We start from the raw sequence: 20,791 nt of genomic DNA on the forward strand, positions 1-20,791 counted from the left end.
GAGAAATCATCATGAAACATGTTATTGCAGCAGTGTTTATCATCGCAATGTCGTTCCCGATGTATTCCTTCGCTTTGAGTCCAGTCACGATCGTTAAAGGTCAACCAGCATCCTTGAAGATGGAAGTTTACGGTTTCGGCGTCCATTACATCTACTTGACTCTTCCTGCACGCCCGCCATCATATATTCCAAGCCCCGTGAAAGTTACCCTTTCTCGTGGTGCATATCCAGATATATTCGAAGTAGAGCTTGCTTATAAAGAGTTACTAGACGGACGCATATCTTTTAGAGTCGACATCCCTCGAGAGGAGGCGGTGAGCTATCAAATTCGGGTAGTGGAGATGACGGGAGGTAGCTTATGGTATGAATTATTTTCAGGTAAGCTGAGTGAGATACCCGGCGTTTCCCACTAATCTGAAAGGCCCGGTCGTGCGCAGGCAATGACCGCTTTGGGTCAGGCAGTTTTAAACGCTCGCCGACCGAATTTGCTGGCGGACTCGACTGTCCAAAAGGCCACCATGACCTTTTGGGAGAGGCTGCAACGGTGAACCACCATCAGGAGCGTGACGATCGCGCGTTTTTATACAGCTTGGGCCGATTGCAGTCATTCAAAATAGCATGGGGCACGGACGGTTAACTCAACTCGTAATAAACAAGCTTCGACCAGGCGTTCCTGTTCTAACTGTGCGGCTGCAACGCAATCACCGCCATGCCCGCCAGCGCAAGAAATGCCCCCGCCGCATCCCAGCGCGTCAGCTCGACGCCGTCGACAAAGCGCAGCCACAGCAGGGCCACCGCGATGTACATGCCGCCATAGGCGGCGTAGGTGCGGCCGGCGGCGGTCGGGTGCAGCGTCAGCAGCCAGGCGAACAGGGCCAGCGACAGGGCGGCCGGCAGCAGCAGCCACAGCGGCTTGCCTCCTTTCAGCACCAGCCAGGGCAGGTAGCAGCCGACGATTTCGGCCAGCGCAGTGAGGGCGAACAGGAGGACGAGTTGGATGGGTTGCGGCATGATCGGATGAGGCGTTGAGGTGGGCGGATCATACTGGATTCAGGAGAGTCCGGGATTTCACCGTTCGATATTGCTTTACCAATACGCGTATGTCAGCATGGACGATCCCTTTTTCGGATTCGATCCCATGCACCATCTCACCCGCCTTGCCGCCGCCAGTGCGCTGGCGTGCAGCGCCGCCCTGGCCTCCGCCCAGACGCCCCAAACGCCCCAAACGCCCCAGCCGGAACGCCCGGCCACGACTTTCCCCTACACGCCGGGCCTGGACGTGACGGCGATGGACAAGAACGCCGACCCCTGCGTCGACTTCTACCAGTACGCCTGCGGCGGCTGGATGAAGAACAACCCGGTGCCGGCCGACCAGGCGCGCTGGTCGGTCTACAGCAAGCTGGCGCAGGACAACCAGCGCTACCTGTGGGGCATCCTCGACGGGCTGGCGAAACAGCGCGATGGCCGCAGCGCCACCCAGCAAAAGATCGGCGACTATTTCGGCGCCTGCATGGACGAGGACGCCATCGCCAGGCGCGGCGCCGAACCCTTGACGCCGTTCCTCAACCAGATCGACGGCATGGCCTCGACCCGCGAACTGCCGCGCGTACTGGCCGCACTGCAGCTGGCCTTGTCGAGCGAAGATTTTTTCTTTGGCTTCAGTTCGAACCAGGACTTCGGCGACTCGACCCGCGTGATCGCCTTTGCCAGCGGCGGCGGCCTCGGTTTGCCGGACCGTGACTATTACCTGAAAACGGATAAACGCTCGAAAGAGATCCGCGCCAAGTACGAGGCGCACATCGCGACCATGTTCGGTTTGGTCGGCGAAGCCCCAAGCCAGGCCAGACGCTCGGCGGCAATCGTGCTGCGCATCGAGACGGCGCTGGCGCAAGCCTCGCTGACGCGCGTCGACAAGCGCGACCCCTATAAACTCTTCAACAAGACCAGCCTGAAGGGACTGCAGGCGATGACGCCGGGCTTCGACTGGAAGACCTATCTTGCCGCCATCGGCCAGCCCGGCCTGGACACCTTCAACGTCACCGAGCCGAAGTTTTTCAAGGCCTTCGGCAAGCAGCTGCGCAGCAATGATCTGGCGGCCATCAAGACCTACCTGCGCTGGCATGTGCTGGAAGCCTTGTCTCCTGCCTTGGCGCCGCAGTTCGACCAGCCGCATTTCGCCTTCTTCAGCCAGACCCTGCGCGGCGTCGAGAAGCAGCCGCCACGCTGGAAGCGTTGCGTGCAGCTGGTCGACGGGCAGTTGGGCGAGGCGCTCGGCCAGGAATTCGTCAGCCGTGCGTTTTCTCCGGAACTGAAGGCGAAATCGCTGCACATGACGCGCCAGGTGGAAGAAGCGATGGCGAAGGACATCGAATCGCTCGACTGGATGAGTCCGGAAACGAAAAAGCGCGCCCGCGAAAAGCTCGACGCCATCGTCAACAAGATCGGCTACCCGGACAGCTGGCGCGATTATTCGGCGTATCAAGTGCGCAGCGACGACTTTAGCGGCAACGTGGTGCGTGGCACCGGATTCGAGAACCGGCGCCAGCTGGCCAAGATCGGCAAGCCGCTCGACCGCAGCGAGTGGCTGATGACGCCGCCGACGGTGAATGCCTATTTCAATCCGCAAATGAACGACATCAATTTCCGGCCGGCGTGCTGCAGCCGCCCCTGTTCGACCCGAAAATGGATGACGCACCCGGCTACGGCAATACCGGCGGCACCATCGGCCACGAGCTGACCCATGCGTTCGATGACGAAGGCCGCCAGTTCGATGCCAAGGGTAATTTGAAGGATTGGTGGACCAAAAAGGATGGCAAGGAATTCACCGAGCGCGCCGCCTGCATCGTCGACCAGTACGCCAAGTACACGGTGGTCGACGACGTCAAGATCAACAGCAAGCTGACGCTGGGCGAAGACGTGGCCGACCTCGGCGGCCTGATCCTGGGCTGGATGGCGTGGAAGACGCAGATGGCGAGCATGCCGCAGCAGGCACAGCAGCTGCGTGACGGGTTGACGCCGGAGCAGCGCTTCTTTGTCGGCTACGCGCAATGGGCGTGCGAAAACGATCGTCCAGAAAATTTACGGGTGACGGCCGTGACCGATCCTCACTCGCCGGGCAAGTACCGGGTGAATGGCGTCGTCATCAACATGCCGGAATTCGAAAAAGCGTTTGCGTGCAAGCCGGGGCAGCCGATGGCGGCGGTGAAGCGGTGCAGGGTTTGGTGAAGTCGGGGCGCGATTGCGCAACATATGGTTGAACGCGTGAGCGGAAATCAGTCTCCCGGACTGATTTCCGCTCACCTTACATAGCAAGGAATACCGCCGACGATTAAAGCATGACGCCGGCGGCAGATCGATCAGTGCTGGTCGATCTTCCCACGCCATGCGCCGGTTTCAGCGCCGCGTTTTTCCAGCATTTCCTTGAAGTTGGTCAGGTTGGCACGCGTTTCCATGCGCACCGCGCCGAACGCGTCGCCGATGGCTTCGAGGGCGCCGTCCGGTTGGTAATCCATTTGCAGGGTCACGCGGGTGACATTGTCGGAAATTTTGTGGAAGGTCACCACGCCGGCGTTCTGCACGCCGCCGATGCTGCGCCAGGCGATGCGCTGGTCCGGCACCTGCTCGGTGATTTCCGCATCCCATTCCTTGTCTTCACCGGCGACGTTCGCTTTCCAGTGCAGGCGCTTGTCGTCGAGCTGGCGAATTTCCTTCACGCTCTTCATGAATTGCGGGAAGTCTTCGAACTGGGTGAACTGGTTGTAGGCGGTGCGCACAGGGACGTTGACTTCGATGGCCTCGATGATCGACGAGTCACCATTCTGGGTGCGGTTCTTCTTCATTTGTTTCGACAGCAGCATTCCGCCGACTGCAAGTGCGGCGACAGTCACGACTCGGTTCAACATACATTTCTCCTTTTGGACAATAAGCAGGCCTGCACGTCACCGACAACCAGGTGCCCGACCTGGAGTGCGCACAGGACCCGTTCGTTTGAAAATGCTCAGGTCGTCATGGGCCACGCAATGAATCGCGTATTTGTCGTTAAGTTAAGCGAATTTCTGAACAGGTGACGCACGGGAGCGTTGCGTGCCGATACTGATGAGTTAGGTGAAGATGCATGATTATGCGCGCTGCTTATTACTTTTAGTCTGGAAATGCCCGTACGTTCGGCGACGATCGAAAAGGGCAGGTTGATCTACAATCCATGCATGACGCCCACGTAAAAGCAGAGCAACTGCCGTCAGGATCTTGCGCTGCGATGAAATAATCTTTCATTGCGCTGTCCTTTCTGAAATTTTATTTCGCCACTGTACAGTTTCTGCGCGAGACTGGATGGGCATACAGTAAAACCGAACGGTATAATGGCCGCATGAATCTTCTTCACAACCTTAATCCCGAACAATTGGCGGCCGTCACGCTGCCTTCCCAAAGTGCGCTCATCCTTGCAGGCGCCGGTTCGGGCAAGACCCGCGTATTGACCACCCGCATTGCCTGGCTGCTCTCGACCGGGCAAGTGTCCCCGGCCGGCATCATGGCGGTGACCTTTACCAACAAGGCGGCGAAGGAGATGCTGACCCGCCTGTCGACCATGCTGCCGGTGAATACGCGCGGCATGTGGATCGGCACTTTCCACGGCCTGTGCAACCGCCTGCTGCGCACGCATTACCGCGACGCCGCGCTGCCGCAATCGTTCCAGATCCTCGACTCGCAAGACCAGCTGTCGATGATCAAGCGCTTGCTGAAAGCGGCCAATGTCGACGATGAAAAATATCCGGCCAAGAACCTGATGTATTTCATCAACAACGCGAAAGACCAGGGCTTGCGCGCCGGCCAGGTCGAAGCGTACGACCCGATCGAACGCAAGATGGTCGAGCTGTACGAACTGTACGACCAGCAATGCCAGAAAGAGGGCGTGGTCGATTTCGCCGAGCTGCTGCTGCGCTCGTACGAACTGCTGTCGCGTAATGGTCCGTTGCGCCAGCACTACCAGATGCGCTTCAAGCACGTGTTGGTCGACGAGTTTCAGGATACCAACGACCTGCAATACAACTTGCTGAAACTGCTGGCCGGCCATGGCGAGCAGGTCGGCGGCGCGATCTTTGCCGTCGGCGACGATGACCAGAGCATCTATGCCTTCCGCGGCGCGAACGTCGGCAACATGTCGGCCTTCGAGCGCGATTTCCAGGTCAAGAACCTGATCAAGCTGGAGCAGAACTACCGCTCGCACGGCAATATCCTCGACAGCGCCAACTACCTGATTGCCAACAATACCAAGCGCCTGGGTAAAAACCTGCGTACGGATGCGGGGCAGGGCGAGCCGGTGCGTATCTACGAAGCCTCGTCCGATCTCGAAGAAGCACAGTGGATCATCGAGGAAGCGAAGAGCCTGATGGCCGAAGGGCTGGAGCGCAAGGAAATCGCGATCCTGTACCGCTCCAACGCGCAAAGCCGGGTCATCGAGCACGCGCTATTCGCCGCCGGCATCCCCTATACCGTCTACGGTGGCCTGCGCTATTTCCAGCGCGCCGAGGTCAAGCATGCGATTGCCTATCTGCAGCTGATGGACAACCCGCACAACGATTCGGCCTTCTTGCGTGTGGTGAATTTCCCCACGCGCGGCATCGGCGTGCGTTCGATCGAGCAGCTGCAAATGTCGGCCGACACCTACGGCATTTCGCTGTACGCAGCCGTGCCCTACATGACGGGCAAGGCCGGCACTTCGCTGGGCGGCTTCGTGAAACTGATCGAAGGCGCGCGCTTCGAGACCCAGCAACTGGCGCTGCCGGAAATGGTGCGCGTCGTGCTTGAACGCAGTAATTTGCTGACCCACTACGGCAACGAAAAGGAAGGCGCCGACCGCATCGAAAACCTCGAGCAGATGGTCAACGCGGCAACGCAATTCGTACAGGAAGAAGGCTTCGGCCAGTTCGCACCGGCCCACCTGGGGCCGCCTTCGCAGGCGCAGGCGGGCGACGCCGTCGTCTACCAGGACGGCCTCGAGATCATCGAAGCCGACACCCCGCTGCCGCAAGTCATGTCGCCACTGTCCGCCTTCCTCGCCCACGCCTCGCTGGAAGCGGGCGATGCCCAGGCGCAAGCCGGCCAGGATGCGATGCAGTTGATGACGGTGCACTCTGCGAAAGGCCTGGAATTCGACGCGGTCTTCATTACTGGCCTGGAGGAGGGCTTGTTCCCGCACGAAACCAGCGCGCGTGAGGCTGACGGCGTGGACGAGGAGCGGCGCCTGATGTACGTGGCGATCACGCGTGCGCGCAAGCGTTTATACATGAGCTTTACCCAGCAGCGCATGCTGCATGGCCAGACCCGCTACAACATGAAGTCGCGCTTCTTCGACGAGTTGCCCGAAGAAGCCCTGAAGTGGCTGTCGCCGCGCGTGCAGAGCCACTGGTTCGCCAAGAACAAGGCGCCGAACGCCTGGGACGACGCCGCCTTCCGCAACGCCGGCAGCGACAACAAGATCGCCCAGCAAATTACGCAAAAGTCCGGCAGCAATTCCGGCTGGCGCGCCGGCGAATCGGTGCTGCACGCCAAGTTCGGCGAAGGCGTGATCGTCAACATCGAAGGCGGCGCCGGCGCCGCCCGCGCCCAGATCAACTTCGGCGCCGCCGGCATGAAGGTGCTGGATCTGTCGATTGCGAAGCTGGAGCGGGTCAGCCGCTGATCGCGGTGCGGGGTCATGCCCGCAACGATCGTTCACGCGGATCGGGGAGAATGTAGGGTGGACCGGGCGGCGAACCGCTCCGTCCACGCGTGAACGATGCGCATTGTTGGCCGGTAGGGTGGGCGCCCCGTGCCCACGCGTGAACGATGCATCACGTTGGCCGAATTCTGGCTGGCCGGTATGGATTTTTGATGCGTCTAACGCGAATCAACCGACACGGTTGAAACAACGCTAATACTGCGCTGCCGTCCGCGTGGGCTCGGGGCGCCCACCCTACGAATCCGTCAACAACCGGGTCCCTGTCAACAATTATTTGCTCAGATTCACCCGCCCACCCGGCGCTTCCACCGGCTTCCCGAAAATCTGCCGATACCCCGCATACATCGCGCACTGCAACAGCAGCACGAACAGGAAGAACAGCCACATGATCGCCACCCGTGCCAGGCTCGAACCGCCCAGCAGCAGGGCGATGATGAAGCACACGCCGGTGAACAGCGCGAACCAGCTCATCAACAGCACGATGAACACGCGCGCGCTTTTCAGTACCGCGAAGAAGCTGTAAAAGGCCGCCTTGCCCGGTCCCATGTGCTGCCAGTAGGTCAGCGGCGCGGCAAACGCCAGCGCGACCAGCACGGCGACGTCGAGGATGAAGATGCCGAGCATGGCCAGCATGTCGGAGGCCTGCACCTGCGGCGCATTGGCCGGGTCGACCGGCTGCGCCGACTGCGAGGCCTTGGCCATCTGCTCCCAGAACGCGGGGTCGATCGCCACCTTGGTCAGCAGACTCAGCACCAGCGAGGCGGCCAGGTAGATCAGGCCGACCTTGCACAGCGGACCGAGCACGGGCTTCTTGAATCCCGTCAGCAGCACGGCCGGGGTCACGCGCTCGCCGTTCTCGATCATCAGGCAAGCCTTCATGAAGGCCATCGACAGCGAGGGAATCAGGACCACCATCAGCTTGCCGAAGAATGGCACGGCGCTGATGAAGAGGCTGAACAGGATATTGGCGAACAGCAGCGTGGTGAGTGCGGCAGGCTGCTTGCGGAACAGGCCGGTGCCTTCCTTCAGCCAGTTCCAGCCTGTAATTGCGGGCATGTTATTCATTCGTGAGGGGCAAGGCGTGGAGCGGGCGTGGCAATGCGTTCGCGCAGGATGCGCTCGAAATGGGTGGGATCGTGCGGCGTCAGCATTTCGGCTTCGCGCGGCACATGGAAATCGTACAGGCGCGACAGCCAGAAGCGCAGCGCCGCAGCGCGCAGCATTGGCTGCCAGGCGGCCTGTTCTTCAGGCGTAAACGGGCGCACGGCGCGGTAGGCCGCCAGCAGTGCATCCACGCGGGCAACGTCGAGTTCCCCGCTGGAAAGAATGATGCACCAGTCGTTGACGGTCACGGCCAGGTCGAACAGCCAGGTGTCGACGCCGGCAAAATAAAAGTCGAAACAACCGCTCAGGCGTTCGCCGACGAACATCACGTTGTTGCGGAACAGGTCGGCATGCACGGGGCCGCGCTGCAGTTGCGCATAGGTACTGCCGGCGGCAAAATCCGCCTGGAACGCGACTTCGCTCTGCAGCAGTTGCGCATTCTCGGGCGACAAGTAGGGCAATACCTGCGGCATGGTCTCCTGCCACCAGTCGAGTCCGCGCAAATTCGGCTGGCGCAGCGGAAAGTCGCGGGCGGCCAGGTGCATGCGCGCCAGCATCGCGCCGACTTCCGCGCAATGCACCGGCTGCGGGTCCATCTGCGAGCTGCCCTCGAGTTTGCTGACGATGGCGGCCGGCTTGCCGTGCAATGCGACGACCAGTTCGCCTGACGCATTGCCGACTGGCGCCGGCACCGGGATGCCGCGCTCGGCCAGGTGGCGCATCAGCTGCACGTAAAAGGGCAGCTGGTCGAAATCGAGGTTCTCGAATACCGTCAACACGTATTCGGACCGCTGCGCGCCGCGCTCGGTCGTCAGGAAAAAATTGCTGTTTTCGATACCGGATGCGATGCCCTGGAGCGCCACTGGTTGGCCGAGGGGAAACTGCTCCATCCACTGGGTGAGGTCATCCAGTGTGACTGCGGTGAAAACTGCCATTATGCGGGAAGAGAGATGAGGGTCTGGAGAGGAGCGTCGGGCGTGCGGGCGCGAACGCCCGCCTGGCGGATCGGTCAGCGGGTGGCAGGCAGCGGCGGCGGCGGTGGAATTTCGGCCGGCCTCAGCATGGGCGTGGTCGATGCGGGCACCGCCGTCGGCATGGCGCCGGCGACCGGCTTGCCGGTCGCGTTCGCGGTTGCGCTGGCGGTGGCCGTGGTCGGCGTGGCCGGGGTACCGGCCGCTGCCGCGGCGGCCGCTTCGGCATCGGCGGCGGCCTTGCGCTTGCCGTTGAGGTCGAATTCCATCACTTGCCATTGCGGCGCGCGGATGCCGCTGCTCTGGGCGTCGCCGGGTTGGGCATTGCCCGCCGGCTGGCCGGACTTCATCGTATACCGGCTCGGGCCGCTCTGGACTTCGACGGCGGTGACCTCGCCCCGGTTATTGCGGTTTTCCCGGATCTGGGTGCCGCGGCGCGGGTCGACGGTCGTGGCCGGCGTGTCGGTCTCGATGCGTTCGGTCGGCGGCTGCCCAGTCGGTGCGGTTTGTGACGTCGTCTGGGGCGTCTGCTGGGAGACTGCCGGGACCGATTGCGCGGACGTTTGCGCAACAGCGGCGCCGGTGCAGGCGAGCAGGGCGATCGACAGGGTCAGGCGGGGAGATGTGCGCAGCATGATGGTCACCTTGTATCGTTTGAACCATTGTAACAAACACAGTGACTCGCTGTGAAAAGTGTGCTGGTCATTTCAGGGTCCGGCCTCATATTGGAAGCTCGGCCGGCGCCGTCGGTTGTGCTTTGCATATGGCGGATTCTGCGATAATGAGTGCCACTTTGGCTCTTGCCGGCTTCACCCATCATTCCTATGCAAAATACCCTGCTGCTCGTCGACGGTTCCAGTTACCTGTATCGCGCTTTCCACGCCTTGCCCGATCTGCGCGGCCCGGACGGCCACCCGACCGGGGCCATGCACGGCATGGTCAACATGCTGCGCCGCCTGCGCGCCGACTATCCGGCCGCCTACATCGCCTGCGTGTTCGATGCGAAGGGTAAAACCTTCCGCGACGACATGTACCCCGAGTACAAGGCGACCCGCGCCTCGATGCCGACCGACCTCGCCAAACAGGTCGAGCCGATCCACGAAGTGGTGCGCTTGATGGGCTGGCCGATCCTGATGGTCGAAGGGGTGGAAGCCGACGACGTGATCGGCACCCTGGCCGTGCAGGCCGCCGCCAAGGGCATGAACACCATTGTCTCGACCGGTGACAAGGACCTGGCGCAACTGGTCAACGACAAGGTCATGCTGATCAATACGATGAGCAACGAAAAGCTCGACGAAGCCGGTGTGCTGGAAAAATTCGGCGTGCCGCCGAACCGCATCATCGATTACCTGACGCTGATCGGCGACACGGTCGACAACGTACCGGGCGTGAACAAATGCGGCCCGAAGACGGCGCTGAAATGGCTGGCCTTGCACGGCTCGCTCGACGGCGTGATCGAGAACGCCCATTCGATCGGCGGCGCGGTCGGCGAGAACCTGCGCACGGCATTGGAGTGGCTGCCGCGCGGGCGCGAACTGATTACCGTGAAAACCGACTGCGACCTGGTGAACCACGTGGTGACGATCGAGGAAAGCCTGGTCGCGCGTCCGGAAGACAAGGATGCGCTGCGCGACTTTTTCCAGCGCTATGGTTTCAAAACCATGTTGCGCGAGCTGCAGTCGGGCCCCGGCATCGGCTCCCCGGCGCTGAACTCGCCCGAAGGCGCGCAGAAATCAGCGGACGGCGCCCAGGACACGCTGCCAGGGATGCCGATCATCAAGGGCGAGTACGAACTGGTGACCACCTGGGAGCAGCTGGATAAATGGCTGGCCCTGGTCGATGCCGCCGAACTGACGTCGGTCGACACCGAAACGACTTCGCTCGAACCGATGACGGCGCAGATGGTCGGCATCTCGCTGTCGGTCGAAGCCGGCAAGGGCGCCTACATCCCGGTCGCGCACCGCTACGCCGGCGTGCCCGAGCAACTCCCGCGCGAAGAGGTGCTGGAACGCATGCGCGGCTGGCTGGAAAATCCGGCCAAGCCCAAGCTCGGCCAGAACCTGAAGTACGACATGCACATCTTTAACAACCATGGCGTGACCTTGAAAGGGATCGTGCACGACACGCTGCTGCAATCCTACGTGTTCGAATCGCATAAACCGCACGACATGGACACGATGGCGATGCGCCACCTCGGCTACACGACGATTCCCTTTGTCGACGTCTGCGGCAAGGGCGCCAACATGATCTGCTTCGACCAGGTCGAGCTGAACCGCGCCACCGAATACGCGGCCGAGGATTCCGACATCACGCTGCGCCTGCACCAGACCATGCTGCCGCACGTGGAAGAGAACGCGGGCCTGACCTACATCTATAAAAACATCGAGCTGCCGACGCAAATCGTGCTGCAAAAGATCGAGCGCAACGGCGTGCTCATCGACGCCGAAAAACTGCATGCGCAGTCACGCGAACTGGGCGCGCGCCTGGTCGAACTCGAAGCCAAGGCTTACGAGATGGCCGGCGGCCCCTTTAACCTGGGGTCGCCGAAACAGATCGGCGAGATCTTCTTCGTGAAGCTCGGCCTGCCGGTGATCAAGAAGACCGCCACCGGCGCGCCCTCGACCGACGAAGAAGTGCTGCAAAAGCTGGCCGAGGATTTCCCGCTGCCGAAAGTGCTGCTGGAACACCGCAGCCTGTCGAAACTGAAATCGACCTATACCGACAAGCTCCCTAAAATGGTCAACCAGAGCACCGGCCGCGTGCACACCAACTACGCGCAAGCGGTGGCGATCACCGGGCGCCTGGCCTCGAACGATCCGAACCTGCAAAACATTCCGGTGCGTACCGGAGAGGGACGCCGCATCCGCGAAGCCTTTGTCGCGCCGCCGGGCAGCGTGATCGTCTCGGCCGACTATTCGCAGATCGAGCTGCGCATCATGGCCCATATCTCGGGCGACGAAGCGATGCTGCGCGCCTTCGCCGAAGGCGTCGACATCCACCGCGCCACCGCCGCCGAAATTTTCGGTGTCGCCCCGGACGAAGTCGATTCCGAGCAGCGCCGCTACGCCAAGGTCATCAACTTCGGCCTGATCTACGGCATGAGCGCCTTCGGCCTGGCCGCCAACCTGCAGATCGAGCGCGCCGCCGCCGCCAACTACATCGACCGTTACTTTGCGCGCTTCTCGGGCGTGAAGCAGTACATGGATGAAACCCGCGTCGCCGCCAAGGCACGCGGCTATGTCGAAACCGTGTTCGGCCGCCGCCTGTGGCTGCCCGAAATCAACTCTCCCAACGGCCCACGGCGCGCCGGCGCCGAACGGGCCGCAATCAACGCGCCGATGCAGGGCACGGCGGCCGATTTGATCAAGCTGGCGATGATCGCGGTACAGGACTGGCTCGAAACCGACAAGCTGGCCACGCGCATGGTCATGCAGGTGCACGACGAACTGGTGCTGGAAGTGCCGGAAGCCGAACTGGAGCTGGTCAAGGCGAAGCTGCCCGCGTTGATGGCTGGTGTGGCGGAATTGAAAGTGCCGCTGGTGGCCGAGACGGGTGTGGGCAACAACTGGGAAGCGGCGCACTAAGGCTTGACCTTGCCTGCTGCGGCAAGCGTACAGTAGGGTGGGCTCTCCGAGCCCACGCGGTACGTACTCTTCCGCAGTCCGCAACCGCGACGACTCGCGCCCTGAAAACTCCCAGGCCCGCACTTGAGTTGGAAGTCGCCAGCTAACTGCCTCCTGCATATTCAGGAGCGGCAATTTCCTTGATGAGAGATGTCTTGTTGCAATCGCTGCGCGCCTGGGAGAGGAACACGACGTAGTCGGCACTCATGGTGTAGTCCAACACCTTGTATTGGTTCAGCTCTCCACGCATGTCCATCAAGACAGTCGTGAAGGCGCCGGGTTCGGCTGTCGGGAAGGATAGGCACAGCCTTAGTTTCTCCGGAGGGTTCCCCGGCAGCGAGATACCTGGACGCATCGGCGGCGAGCGGAAATCCCCTGGCCCGCTGCTGAAACGTGCCGGTTCGCCCAGGCGTACCGGCGTTGCCGAGGAAAGGTCGAATGCGGAAACCTCGGCGTCGCCAATGAATCGGTCTGCGCGATTATGGATAGCAAAGCGAATTTCATGTTGCCCGGCGCGCTGGCTTGCAGAGACAAATTGCAGGAATAGACTGTTTTGCTTTTGAAAATCAGTCGTGCGTCCGGGCTGTGCACCCGGACTACCAATAACCGTGTCGCCGGCTGTGCCGCCCGCATTCCGCTCGGTTTTGAAGAAAGAAATAAGCGCGACAATCACGGCTGCAGCCGCCAATATGAGCGCAACCATGATCGGGGTACTCGGTACAGGCTTCATGTTAACCGTCGCCCACAAGAAGAACCGCTGCATTCCAGCCTAGGAGCTTTTCGGGGAATGGTCAAGCACGGCCATCCGCTGCTGCCGTAGGCGCTGACGCCAGGCCGGCGTGGACCAATATCAGGAGTCAACATGGACGCAAACAAGGACGACCTCGCCCGCGCCTACGACACCATCGCCACCTGGTTCGACCAGCACCGCACCCGCACGCTGATCGAGCAACCGTACCTGGACGCATTGGTCCAGGCCCTGCCGCCAGGCGCCGCCATCCTCGACCTCGGCTGCGGCACCGGCGAACCCATCCTGCACTACCTGCGCGAACGCGGGTGCGCGGTCACCGGCGTCGACGCCAGCGCCGCCATGCTCGTGATCGCGCGTAGGCGTTTCCCGGGCACGCGCTTGATCAAGGGCGACATGCGCACGCTGGCGCTCGACCAGACCTTCGATGCCGTCATCGCCTGGCACAGCCTGTTCCACCTGCCGCACGCCGACCAGCGTGCGATGTTCGCGACGTTTGCGCGGCTTTTGCGCCCGCGTGGCATCCTGATGTTCACGTCCGGCAGCGAACAAGGCGAAACCTGGAGCGATAATGGCGGACAAATGCTGTACCACGCTTCGCTCGACAGCGCCGACTATCGGCGCCTGCTGGAAGAACATGGTTTCCAGGTCCTGCGCCATGCGGCGGACGATGCGGCCTGCGGCGGCGCCACTGTATGGATGGCGCAGCTTCGCTAGTCGCCTTCATTCTTCAACCAGGAGAGCACCCATGCGACCTCGCCGCGACTACGACACCGCCAAACTGATCGACGCATCGATCGAAGTCATGCGCGCGCACGGCATGTACGTGGCGGCGCGGCTGCTGTGCGAACGCGGCGTGCCCTTCGAAACGGCGCACCGGGTGCTGCAGCAGCCGGACCAGCGCCGCAGCTACGGCGACGCCCTCATTCACTGATCAGCTGTCAACGCACCCCGATATCGCCTGCATCGCCGCTTTGCGCGCTTCATCACGCGTTTTATGCACTTCGTCGCACGTCGATGGAATGGCGCGCCATCGATCGCTAAAGTACTCCCATCGACAGCCCGAACGCACAACGCGCAGGGCCAACTAACCAACCGAAGGGAGCCTGAAAATGAACGTCCTCAAGCACATGGAAGCGCTGTTCCTGGTCGCCGCACTCGCCGTCGTCGGCACCACCTACGCCAGCGCCGAAAGCTACAAGGCGCAGGTGCGCACCAGCGAAATGGTCTCGGTCGGCAGCGAAAAAATGGCAGTGGTGAAGGTGGTCGGCAAGCGCCTGCCGGCCGCGACCAAGTTCGCCTGAACCACTGCCACACCCGGGAGGACCGATGCTGGTCAATGCCGATTTCTCGCGCGTCGTCGTGATCGTCCCGCACCAGTACGCATGGGTGCCGTCGCCGCAACCCGGCGTCACGCGCGTCATGCTCGACCGGATCGGCGCCGAACAGGCGCGCGCTACCAGCATCGTGCGTTACGCACCGGGTTCGCGCTTCCCGCGCCACGCCCATCCGGATGGGGAAGAGATCCTGGTCCTGTCCGGCACGTTCTCGGACGAGCACGGCGATTTTCCCGAAGGCTGGTACCTGCGCAATCCGCCGGACTCGGCGCACCGGCCGTCGAGCCGGGACGGCGCCCTGATTTTCGTGAAGCTGCGCCAGATGGCGCCGGGCGAAACCGCCCCCGTGCGCATCGATACGCGCGACCGCGCCGCCTGGCAGCAGCGCGGCGACCGCGCGGTCTGCCCCTTGTTCGCGGGTGAGCGCGAGCAGGTCTGCCTGCAACGGGTCGCGCCGCATACGGCCATCTTCCCCGACACGGTCGACAGCGCCGAGCTGCTGGTGCTGGAGGGCGAACTCGTGGTCGAAGGCCAGGCCTGCGCGCGTGGCGCCTGGATTCGCCTGCCCGCCGGCCGCTATCCGGCGCTTGCTGCCGGGCGCGAGGGCGCCACGTTTTATTTGAAGACCGGGCGGTCCGGTAGTAGTGTTTAGCGCCTATACCTCTACTTGGGCGACGTAAGGTGGGCGGCTATACCCGATGCCGTGCATCGACGCGACGTGAAAGCCGCCCACGCGTTCAACATACGCCAGAACAGTCGCGCGGCCGAGCGCAAGCCGGTTGAACGCGTGGGCGGCATCGACGCAGCATGAACGCAGACTGCCGGGTATAGCCGCCCACCTTACGTCGCCTCACCCATGCCCAAATGCCGCTCCAAAAACTCCACGCACACCCGCACCTTGGCCGAGCCGGCCAGCCGCTGCGGATACACGGCCCAGACGTTGGCTTCCTGCGTATACTCGGGCAGCACCTGCACCAGCGTGCCGGCATCGAGGTAGGGCTGCGCATCCCAGCGCGAGCGCAGCACGATGCCGGCGCCATCGAGCGCCCAGCGCAGCGCGATTTCTCCGTGGTTGGTCGACAGCGCGCCCGATACCTTTACCGTTTCCTCGACGCCGCTCCTGCCGCGCAGGCGCCAGACGCCGAACGGGTGGTCGCGTTCCTTGATCGGCAGGCACTGGTGGCCGGCCAGGTCCGCCAGATTCTTGGGCGCCGGATGGCGCGCGAGATAGGCGGGGGCGGCGCATAGGATGCGGTGGTTGGCCAGCAGGCGCCGCGCGATCAGGTGCGGCGCGATCTCGTCGCCCACGCGCACGTTGAGATCAAAACCTTCGGCCACGGTGTCGACCAGGCGGTCGAACACTTCGAAGCGGATCTGCAGCCCGGGATAGGCGGCGACCAGCTTCGCGATCGCCGGCGCGACCAGGTTGCGCCCGAAGCCGAAGCTGCTGCAGATGCGCACCTGGCCGCTCGGTTCGCGGCGGCGCTCGGAAACTTCGTCCATCAGCTCGTCGAGATTGTCGAGGATGGCCTGGGCGCGCACGTACACCTGTTCGCCGTCGCTGGTGATCACCACCCGGCGCGTGGTGCGCTGGAACAGGCGCACACCGAGCATCTCTTCGAGGATGCCGATGCGCTTGCTCACATAGGCGGGCGACATGCCGAGCGCTTCGGCGGCGCCGGCAAAGCTGCTCTTGCGTACCACGGTGACGAAGACGCGCAAGTCGTCATTGTCCAATAGATTAGTCATGAAACGTGTTCTTTGATATCACGGTACCGGCTATTATAAACGCCGCGTATTTGGTTTATGCTGACCTTATCTATATTGTTTCGATGAGAGGAGCACGCCATGAAAACCCATAAAATTGCCGTGATCGCCGGCGACGGCATCGGCCAGGAAGTCATGCCCGAAGGCTTGCGCGCGCTGGAAGCCGCGGCCAGGCGCTTCGACATCGGCCTCGAATTCACCACCTTCGAATGGGCCGATTGCGGCTACTACGCCAAACACGGCAAGATGATGCCGGACGACTGGAAAGAGCAACTGGACGGTTTCGAAGCGATTTTCTTCGGCGCCGTCGGCTGGCCCGACACCGTGCCCGACCACATCTCGCTGTGGGGCTCGCTCCTGAAATTCCGCCGCGAGTTCGACCAGTACGTCAACCTGCGCCCGGTGCGCCTGATGCCCGGCGTGCCGTGCCCGCTGGCGAACAAGAAGCCGGGCGACATCGACTTCTATGTGGTGCGCGAAAACACCGAAGGCGAGTATTCGTCCGTCGGCGGACGCATGTTCGAAGGCACCGAGCGCGAGCTGGTGCTGCAGGAAGCGATCTTCACGCGCCACGGCACCGACCGCATCCTGAAATACGCGTTCGAGCTGGCCCAGCGCCGTCCGAAAAAACACCTGACCGCCGCCACCAAGTCGAACGGCATCGCGATCTCGATGCCCTACTGGGACGAGCGCGTGGCCGCCATGGGCGAACAATACGGCGATGTCAAATGGGACAAGTACCACGTCGACATCCTGGCGGCGCGTTTCGTGCTCTCGCCGGAACGCTTCGACGTCGTGGTCGCCTCGAACCTGTTTGGCGACATCCTGTCCGACCTCGGCCCGGCCTGCGCCGGCACGATCGGCATCGCGCCGTCGGCCAACCTGAATCCCGAACGTACCTTCCCGTCGCTGTTCGAACCGGTGCACGGCTCGGCGCCCGACATCGCCGGCAAGGGCATCGCCAACCCGATCGCAATGGTCTGGTCGGGCGCGATGATGCTCGAGTTCCTGGGGCAGGGCGACGCCCGCTACACGGCCGCCCACGACGCCATCGTGCGCGCCATGGAAACCTGCCTGGTGAACGGTCCGCGCACGCCGGACCTGGGCGGCACTGCCAGCACGAGCGAAGTCGGGCAGGCGATCAGCGCGTATCTCTACAGCGAAGCCTGAGGCGCGTTCAACCCGCCGTTTTTGCAGTCCATCGCAAAACCGGCGCCCGCGGGCGCGCTTCGTTCTACGATGGGTTCACTTCAACGAAAGGAACCATCATGCGCGCCACCTCCATCCTCGCTTCCGTCCTTGCCTTGGGCTTTGCCGCCGGCGCCGTCCAGGCCGCCGACCAGGTGCGCACCGTCGCTCCCTTCACCTCGATCCGTGTGCAGGGTCCGATCAGCATGACGGTCGATGCCGGTGCGGCGCAGCAATCGCTGCTAGTGCGCGGCAGCGACAAGTTCGTCAACGGCCTCACCAGCGAAGTCGTCAACGGTGAACTGCGCCTGCGCATGCGCGACAAGAGCGTGACCACCACCCACGACGACCAGCGCATCGTCATCAAGCTGCCGCAGCTGCGCGCCTTTGACGCCGAAGGCGCCGGCGAAATCAAGTTGAACAACATCCGCGGCGAACGCCTCGACGTCAACTACCGCGGCGCCGGCAGCATGGCGATCAGCGGCCAGGTCAAGACCTTCAACATGTCGGCCGAAGGCGTGGGCGAGGTCGACAGCAAGGCGCTGGTCGCGAACGACGTCGACATCCGCTTCCAGGGCGTGGGCGACGTCAAGGTGTATGCGAAAGACCGGCTCGACGCCAAGGTGCAGGGGATGGGAAGCCTGAGCTATTACGGCAATCCGCGGGTCGTCAACAAGTCGGTGGCGGGGATTGGTTCCGTGACTGCGCGCTGAACGCGTGGGCGGCGCAATGGGCGCGTGAACACAGGCGTCCGGGTGTAGCCGACCACCCTGCATCCGTCGTAGGGTGGTCGGCTCCACCCGACGGCCTCCGTACCTGCTGCGCTGACGCCGCCCACGCGTTCAACGCACGCCAGCACGATCGCGCGGTTACGCGTGCGCCCCCATGTCGCGGTAAGATAGCCAACCTGATAACCACGACACGACGGAGGGATGCACATGAAGGATCTCGTACAAGACGGCGACAGCCTGGTTGGCACCAGCAATTTCGAAGAGGGCGTCGACCGCCGCGTGTTCCTGAAGGCGGCGATCGGTACCGGCTTCGCGGCCGCGACCCTGCCGGTCGCGGCGCAAACCGTGGTCAAGACCGACGTCACGGGCCTGTCCGCCGGCGACCACATCATCGTCATCAATGGACAGGACGTGCCGGTGTACCGCGCCCAGCCCGAAGGCAAGGCCAATCCGCCGGTGATCCTGGTGATTTCCGAGATCTTCGGCGTGCACGAGTACATCAAGGACGTAGCGCGCCGCTTCGCGAAGCTGGGCTACATGGCCGTGGCGCCCGACCTGTTCGTGCGCGCGGGCGATGCCAGCAAGGTGCCGAACATCGCCGACCTGATGAAGGACATCGTCGGCAAGACCCCGGATGCGCAGGTCATGTCCGACCTCGACACCGTCGTCACCTGGGCCAAGCAACGGGGAGGCGATACCGCGAAGCTCGGCATCACCGGCTTCTGCTGGGGCGGGCGCATCACCTGGCTGTACTCGGCGCACAACCCGAACGTGAAAGCCGGCGTGGCCTGGTACGGCCGCCTGGCGGGCGACGCCACCGCCAACTCGCCGAAGCATCCGATCGACATCGCCCAGAACCTGAAGACGCCGGTGCTCGGCCTGTACGGCGCCAAGGACACCGGCATCCCGCTCGAATCGGTCGACCGCATGCGCGCGGCGCTGGACAAGGGCAACAGCGGCTCGGCCTTCCACGTCTATCAGAATTCGGGACACGCCTTCCACGCCGATTACCGTCCGAGTTTCAACGAGGCGGATGCGAAGGACGGCTGGCGCCGCGCCGTGGAGTGGTTCCGGACGCACGGCGTGGTGTAAGCGTTAGCGCGTACGAAAGCGTGCCGGGCACTGTACAATGCCCGGCTTGCCACGCCTAGCAAGTCCAGAACAAGAGGCTTCACATCGACCCGATTCTCACCTCCATCCTGCTGGCGACCCTGATCGCCGGCGTCGTCAGCATCTCGGCCGCGGCTGTATTTTCGTTCACGCTGCTCTCCAAAATGGTGGAGCGGCTGGTGAGCCTGTCGGTCGGCATCATGCTCTCGACCTCGTTCCTGCATGCGCTGCCCGAAGCCTTCGAGTCCGGCGCCCAAACCTATAAACTGTTTGCGACCCTGCTGGCGGGCCTGTTCGCCTTCTTCCTGCTCGAGAAGCTGGCGCTGCTGCGCCACTCGCACCACCACGAGGGCGATGGCCACCACCACGCCCACGGCCATGACGCGCACGCGGCCGGCAAGTCGGGCTGGATGATCCTGATCGGCGACGGCATGCACAATTTTACGGACGGGATCCTGATCGCGGCCGCCTTCCTCGCCAACCCCGAGCTGGGCCTGGTCACCGCGCTGGCCATCGTCGCCCATGAAATCCCGACCGAGATCGGCGATTTCATCGTCCTGCTCAACGCCGGCTTCTCGCGCATGCGCGCCTATGTGTTCAACCTGCTGTGCAGCCTGCTGTCGGTAGCAGGCGGTTTGATCGGCTACTACACGCTCGACCGCGCCAGCGGCCTGATTCCCTACGTGCTGGTGTTCGCGTCGTCCGGCTTCATCTATATCGCCGTCAGCGACCTGATGCCGCAGATGCAGAGGAGGGCGACGGTGAAGGAATCGATCCCGCAGGTGCTGTTGATCGGCCTTGGCGTTATCATCGTGCTGTTCCTGACCGGGCGCTGATTTTTAAAAGCAGGCCTGGTCGTCTCGACGAACGGAGCCTGCCATGTACATGCGTCGCTGTCGCTGGATTCCCGAGTCCGGAACTGGACTCGAACACCTGGTCGTGCACTGCCGCGATGACGCAATCCTCGCGCAAGGCGTCGTCATCGGCGACGACGAAGGCGAGCGCTTCGGCGCCAGCTACACCATCGAATGCGACGCCGCCTGGCACGTGCGCCACGCCGTCGTCGACGTCGCCGGCGGCGCGCATCTCGAACTCTTCAGCGATGGCGCGGGCCACTGGCATGACGGCGCCGGCGTCCCGCTCGATGCGCTGGCCGGCTGCATCGACGTCGACCTCACCGCCAGCTGCTTCACCAATACCCTCCCGCTGCGCCGCCTCGCCAACGTGCTCGATCGGCGCCAGGCGATCGACGTCGCCTGGATCGCGGTTCCCGCACTCACCGTCGTAAAAGCGGCCCAGGCCTATACCCGCCTCGGCAGCGGCCTGGTGCTGTTCGAAGGCCTCGACATCGACTTCCGCGCCGAGCTGACGATCGACGCCGACGGCTTCATTCTGCGTTATCCGGGCTTGTTCGCCCGCGTTTTGTAGGGTGTGTAAGGGCAAAATAGTAATGTCCGGTTCTAGCAAAATAGAAATGTCTGATTTTGCTATCTC

The 20,791-nt window shown here is 62.8% G+C and carries 21 protein-coding genes; 14 read left to right on the forward strand and 7 right to left on the reverse strand.

The features are described from left to right. The first annotated feature begins 11 nt into the window (after positions 1-11). Positions 12-413 carry a hypothetical protein gene (locus IFT60_RS16225; protein WP_192053363.1) on the forward strand — a complete coding sequence of 134 codons (402 nt, stop codon included), beginning with the start codon at positions 12-14 and terminating at the stop codon, positions 411-413. A 265-nt stretch (positions 414-678) separates the two neighbouring features. On the opposite strand, the gene IFT60_RS16230 is transcribed toward IFT60_RS16225, so the two are convergent. Beyond that, a complete protein-coding gene (locus IFT60_RS16230) occupies positions 679-1,011 on the reverse strand; it encodes a YnfA family protein (RefSeq protein ID WP_192053365.1) in 333 nt (110 codons plus the stop codon). Between the two features lie 127 nt (positions 1,012-1,138). Between IFT60_RS16230 and IFT60_RS16235 the strand changes: the two genes are divergently transcribed. Both IFT60_RS16235 and IFT60_RS26300 read left to right on the forward strand, forming a co-directional pair. Further along, the gene (locus IFT60_RS16235; RefSeq protein WP_197986358.1) at positions 1,139-2,737 is read left to right on the forward strand and encodes a M13 family metallopeptidase; all 1,599 of its coding nucleotides are present in this window, start codon (positions 1,139-1,141) and stop codon (positions 2,735-2,737) included. Beyond that, complete coding sequence (locus IFT60_RS26300; protein WP_229510906.1) at positions 2,683-3,225, forward strand: M13-type metalloendopeptidase; 543 nt, start codon at positions 2,683-2,685, stop codon at positions 3,223-3,225. Before IFT60_RS16235 ends, IFT60_RS26300 begins: the two co-directional genes overlap by 55 nt. Positions 3,226-3,356: 131 nt before the next feature. Here the strand turns inward: IFT60_RS26300 and IFT60_RS16240 are convergent, their stop codons facing one another. Further along, on the reverse strand, positions 3,357-3,902 hold the full coding sequence (locus tag IFT60_RS16240) for an SRPBCC family protein (RefSeq protein ID WP_192053367.1): 546 nt from the start codon (positions 3,900-3,902) through the stop codon (positions 3,357-3,359). 464 nt (positions 3,903-4,366) lie between these two features. Here IFT60_RS16240 and IFT60_RS16245 point away from each other — a divergent pair, with 464 nt between their 5' ends. Then, the gene (locus IFT60_RS16245; protein WP_192053369.1) at positions 4,367-6,679 is read left to right on the forward strand and encodes a UvrD-helicase domain-containing protein; all 2,313 of its coding nucleotides are present in this window, start codon (positions 4,367-4,369) and stop codon (positions 6,677-6,679) included. A gap of 309 nt (positions 6,680-6,988) precedes the next feature. On the opposite strand, the gene IFT60_RS16250 is transcribed toward IFT60_RS16245, so the two are convergent. From IFT60_RS16250 to IFT60_RS16260, 3 genes are all read right to left on the reverse strand, one after another. Continuing rightward, positions 6,989-7,774 carry a BPSS1780 family membrane protein gene (locus tag IFT60_RS16250; protein WP_229510907.1) on the reverse strand — a complete coding sequence of 262 codons (786 nt, stop codon included), beginning with the start codon at positions 7,772-7,774 and terminating at the stop codon, positions 6,989-6,991. Between the two features lie 5 nt (positions 7,775-7,779). Next, positions 7,780-8,757: a homoserine kinase gene (locus tag IFT60_RS16255; RefSeq protein WP_192053373.1), complete on the reverse strand. Its 978-nt coding sequence runs from the start codon at positions 8,755-8,757 to the stop codon at positions 7,780-7,782. 74 nt (positions 8,758-8,831) lie between these two features. Then, positions 8,832-9,428 (reverse strand): hypothetical protein, encoded by a 597-nt coding sequence (locus IFT60_RS16260; RefSeq protein WP_192053375.1) that lies wholly within the window; start codon positions 9,426-9,428, stop codon positions 8,832-8,834. A 189-nt stretch (positions 9,429-9,617) separates the two neighbouring features. Here IFT60_RS16260 and polA point away from each other — a divergent pair, with 189 nt between their 5' ends. After that, a complete protein-coding gene (polA, locus tag IFT60_RS16265) occupies positions 9,618-12,377 on the forward strand; it encodes a DNA polymerase I (RefSeq protein ID WP_192053378.1) in 2,760 nt (919 codons plus the stop codon). 142 nt (positions 12,378-12,519) lie between these two features. On the opposite strand, the gene IFT60_RS16270 is transcribed toward polA, so the two are convergent. Then, positions 12,520-13,146, reverse strand: coding sequence for a hypothetical protein (locus tag IFT60_RS16270; protein WP_192053380.1), 627 nt, complete (start codon positions 13,144-13,146; stop codon positions 12,520-12,522). Between the two features lie 132 nt (positions 13,147-13,278). Between IFT60_RS16270 and IFT60_RS16275 the strand changes: the two genes are divergently transcribed. The 4 genes from IFT60_RS16275 to IFT60_RS16290 all read left to right on the forward strand — a co-directional run bounded on the left by IFT60_RS16275 (position 13,279) and on the right by IFT60_RS16290 (position 15,153). Further along, positions 13,279-13,881 (forward strand): class I SAM-dependent DNA methyltransferase, encoded by a 603-nt coding sequence (locus IFT60_RS16275; RefSeq protein WP_192053382.1) that lies wholly within the window; start codon positions 13,279-13,281, stop codon positions 13,879-13,881. A gap of 31 nt (positions 13,882-13,912) precedes the next feature. Further along, entirely contained in the window at positions 13,913-14,098 is a 186-nt protein-coding gene (locus tag IFT60_RS16280; RefSeq protein ID WP_192053384.1) for a hypothetical protein, read from the forward strand. Between the two features lie 178 nt (positions 14,099-14,276). Beyond that, positions 14,277-14,468, forward strand: coding sequence for a hypothetical protein (locus tag IFT60_RS16285; protein WP_192053386.1), 192 nt, complete (start codon positions 14,277-14,279; stop codon positions 14,466-14,468). Positions 14,469-14,493: 25 nt separating this feature from the next. After that, the gene (locus IFT60_RS16290) at positions 14,494-15,153 is read left to right on the forward strand and encodes a cupin domain-containing protein (protein WP_192053388.1); all 660 of its coding nucleotides are present in this window, start codon (positions 14,494-14,496) and stop codon (positions 15,151-15,153) included. 188 nt (positions 15,154-15,341) lie between these two features. Here IFT60_RS16290 and IFT60_RS16295 read toward each other — a convergent pair whose 3' ends face one another. Next, the gene (locus tag IFT60_RS16295) at positions 15,342-16,250 is read right to left on the reverse strand and encodes a LysR substrate-binding domain-containing protein (protein WP_192053390.1); all 909 of its coding nucleotides are present in this window, start codon (positions 16,248-16,250) and stop codon (positions 15,342-15,344) included. Positions 16,251-16,349: 99 nt separating this feature from the next. On the opposite strand from IFT60_RS16295, the gene IFT60_RS16300 reads away from it, so the two are divergent. From IFT60_RS16300 to IFT60_RS16320, 5 genes are all read left to right on the forward strand, one after another. After that, a complete protein-coding gene (locus tag IFT60_RS16300; RefSeq protein WP_192053392.1) occupies positions 16,350-17,438 on the forward strand; it encodes a tartrate dehydrogenase in 1,089 nt (362 codons plus the stop codon). Positions 17,439-17,536: 98 nt separating this feature from the next. After that, the gene (locus tag IFT60_RS16305) at positions 17,537-18,169 is read left to right on the forward strand and encodes a GIN domain-containing protein (RefSeq protein WP_192053394.1); all 633 of its coding nucleotides are present in this window, start codon (positions 17,537-17,539) and stop codon (positions 18,167-18,169) included. Between the two features lie 225 nt (positions 18,170-18,394). Further along, entirely contained in the window at positions 18,395-19,279 is an 885-nt protein-coding gene (locus IFT60_RS16310) for a dienelactone hydrolase family protein (protein WP_192053396.1), read from the forward strand. A 182-nt stretch (positions 19,280-19,461) separates the two neighbouring features. Beyond that, positions 19,462-20,133 carry a ZIP family metal transporter gene (locus tag IFT60_RS16315; protein WP_374000965.1) on the forward strand — a complete coding sequence of 224 codons (672 nt, stop codon included), beginning with the start codon at positions 19,462-19,464 and terminating at the stop codon, positions 20,131-20,133. A 43-nt stretch (positions 20,134-20,176) separates the two neighbouring features. Continuing rightward, positions 20,177-20,725 carry a putative glycolipid-binding domain-containing protein gene (locus IFT60_RS16320; protein ID WP_229510908.1) on the forward strand — a complete coding sequence of 183 codons (549 nt, stop codon included), beginning with the start codon at positions 20,177-20,179 and terminating at the stop codon, positions 20,723-20,725. Positions 20,726-20,791: the final 66 nt, after the last annotated feature.

This window comes from Massilia sp. CFBP 13721 (assembly GCF_014842025.1).
GTDB lineage: Bacteria > Pseudomonadota > Gammaproteobacteria > Burkholderiales > Burkholderiaceae_D > Telluria.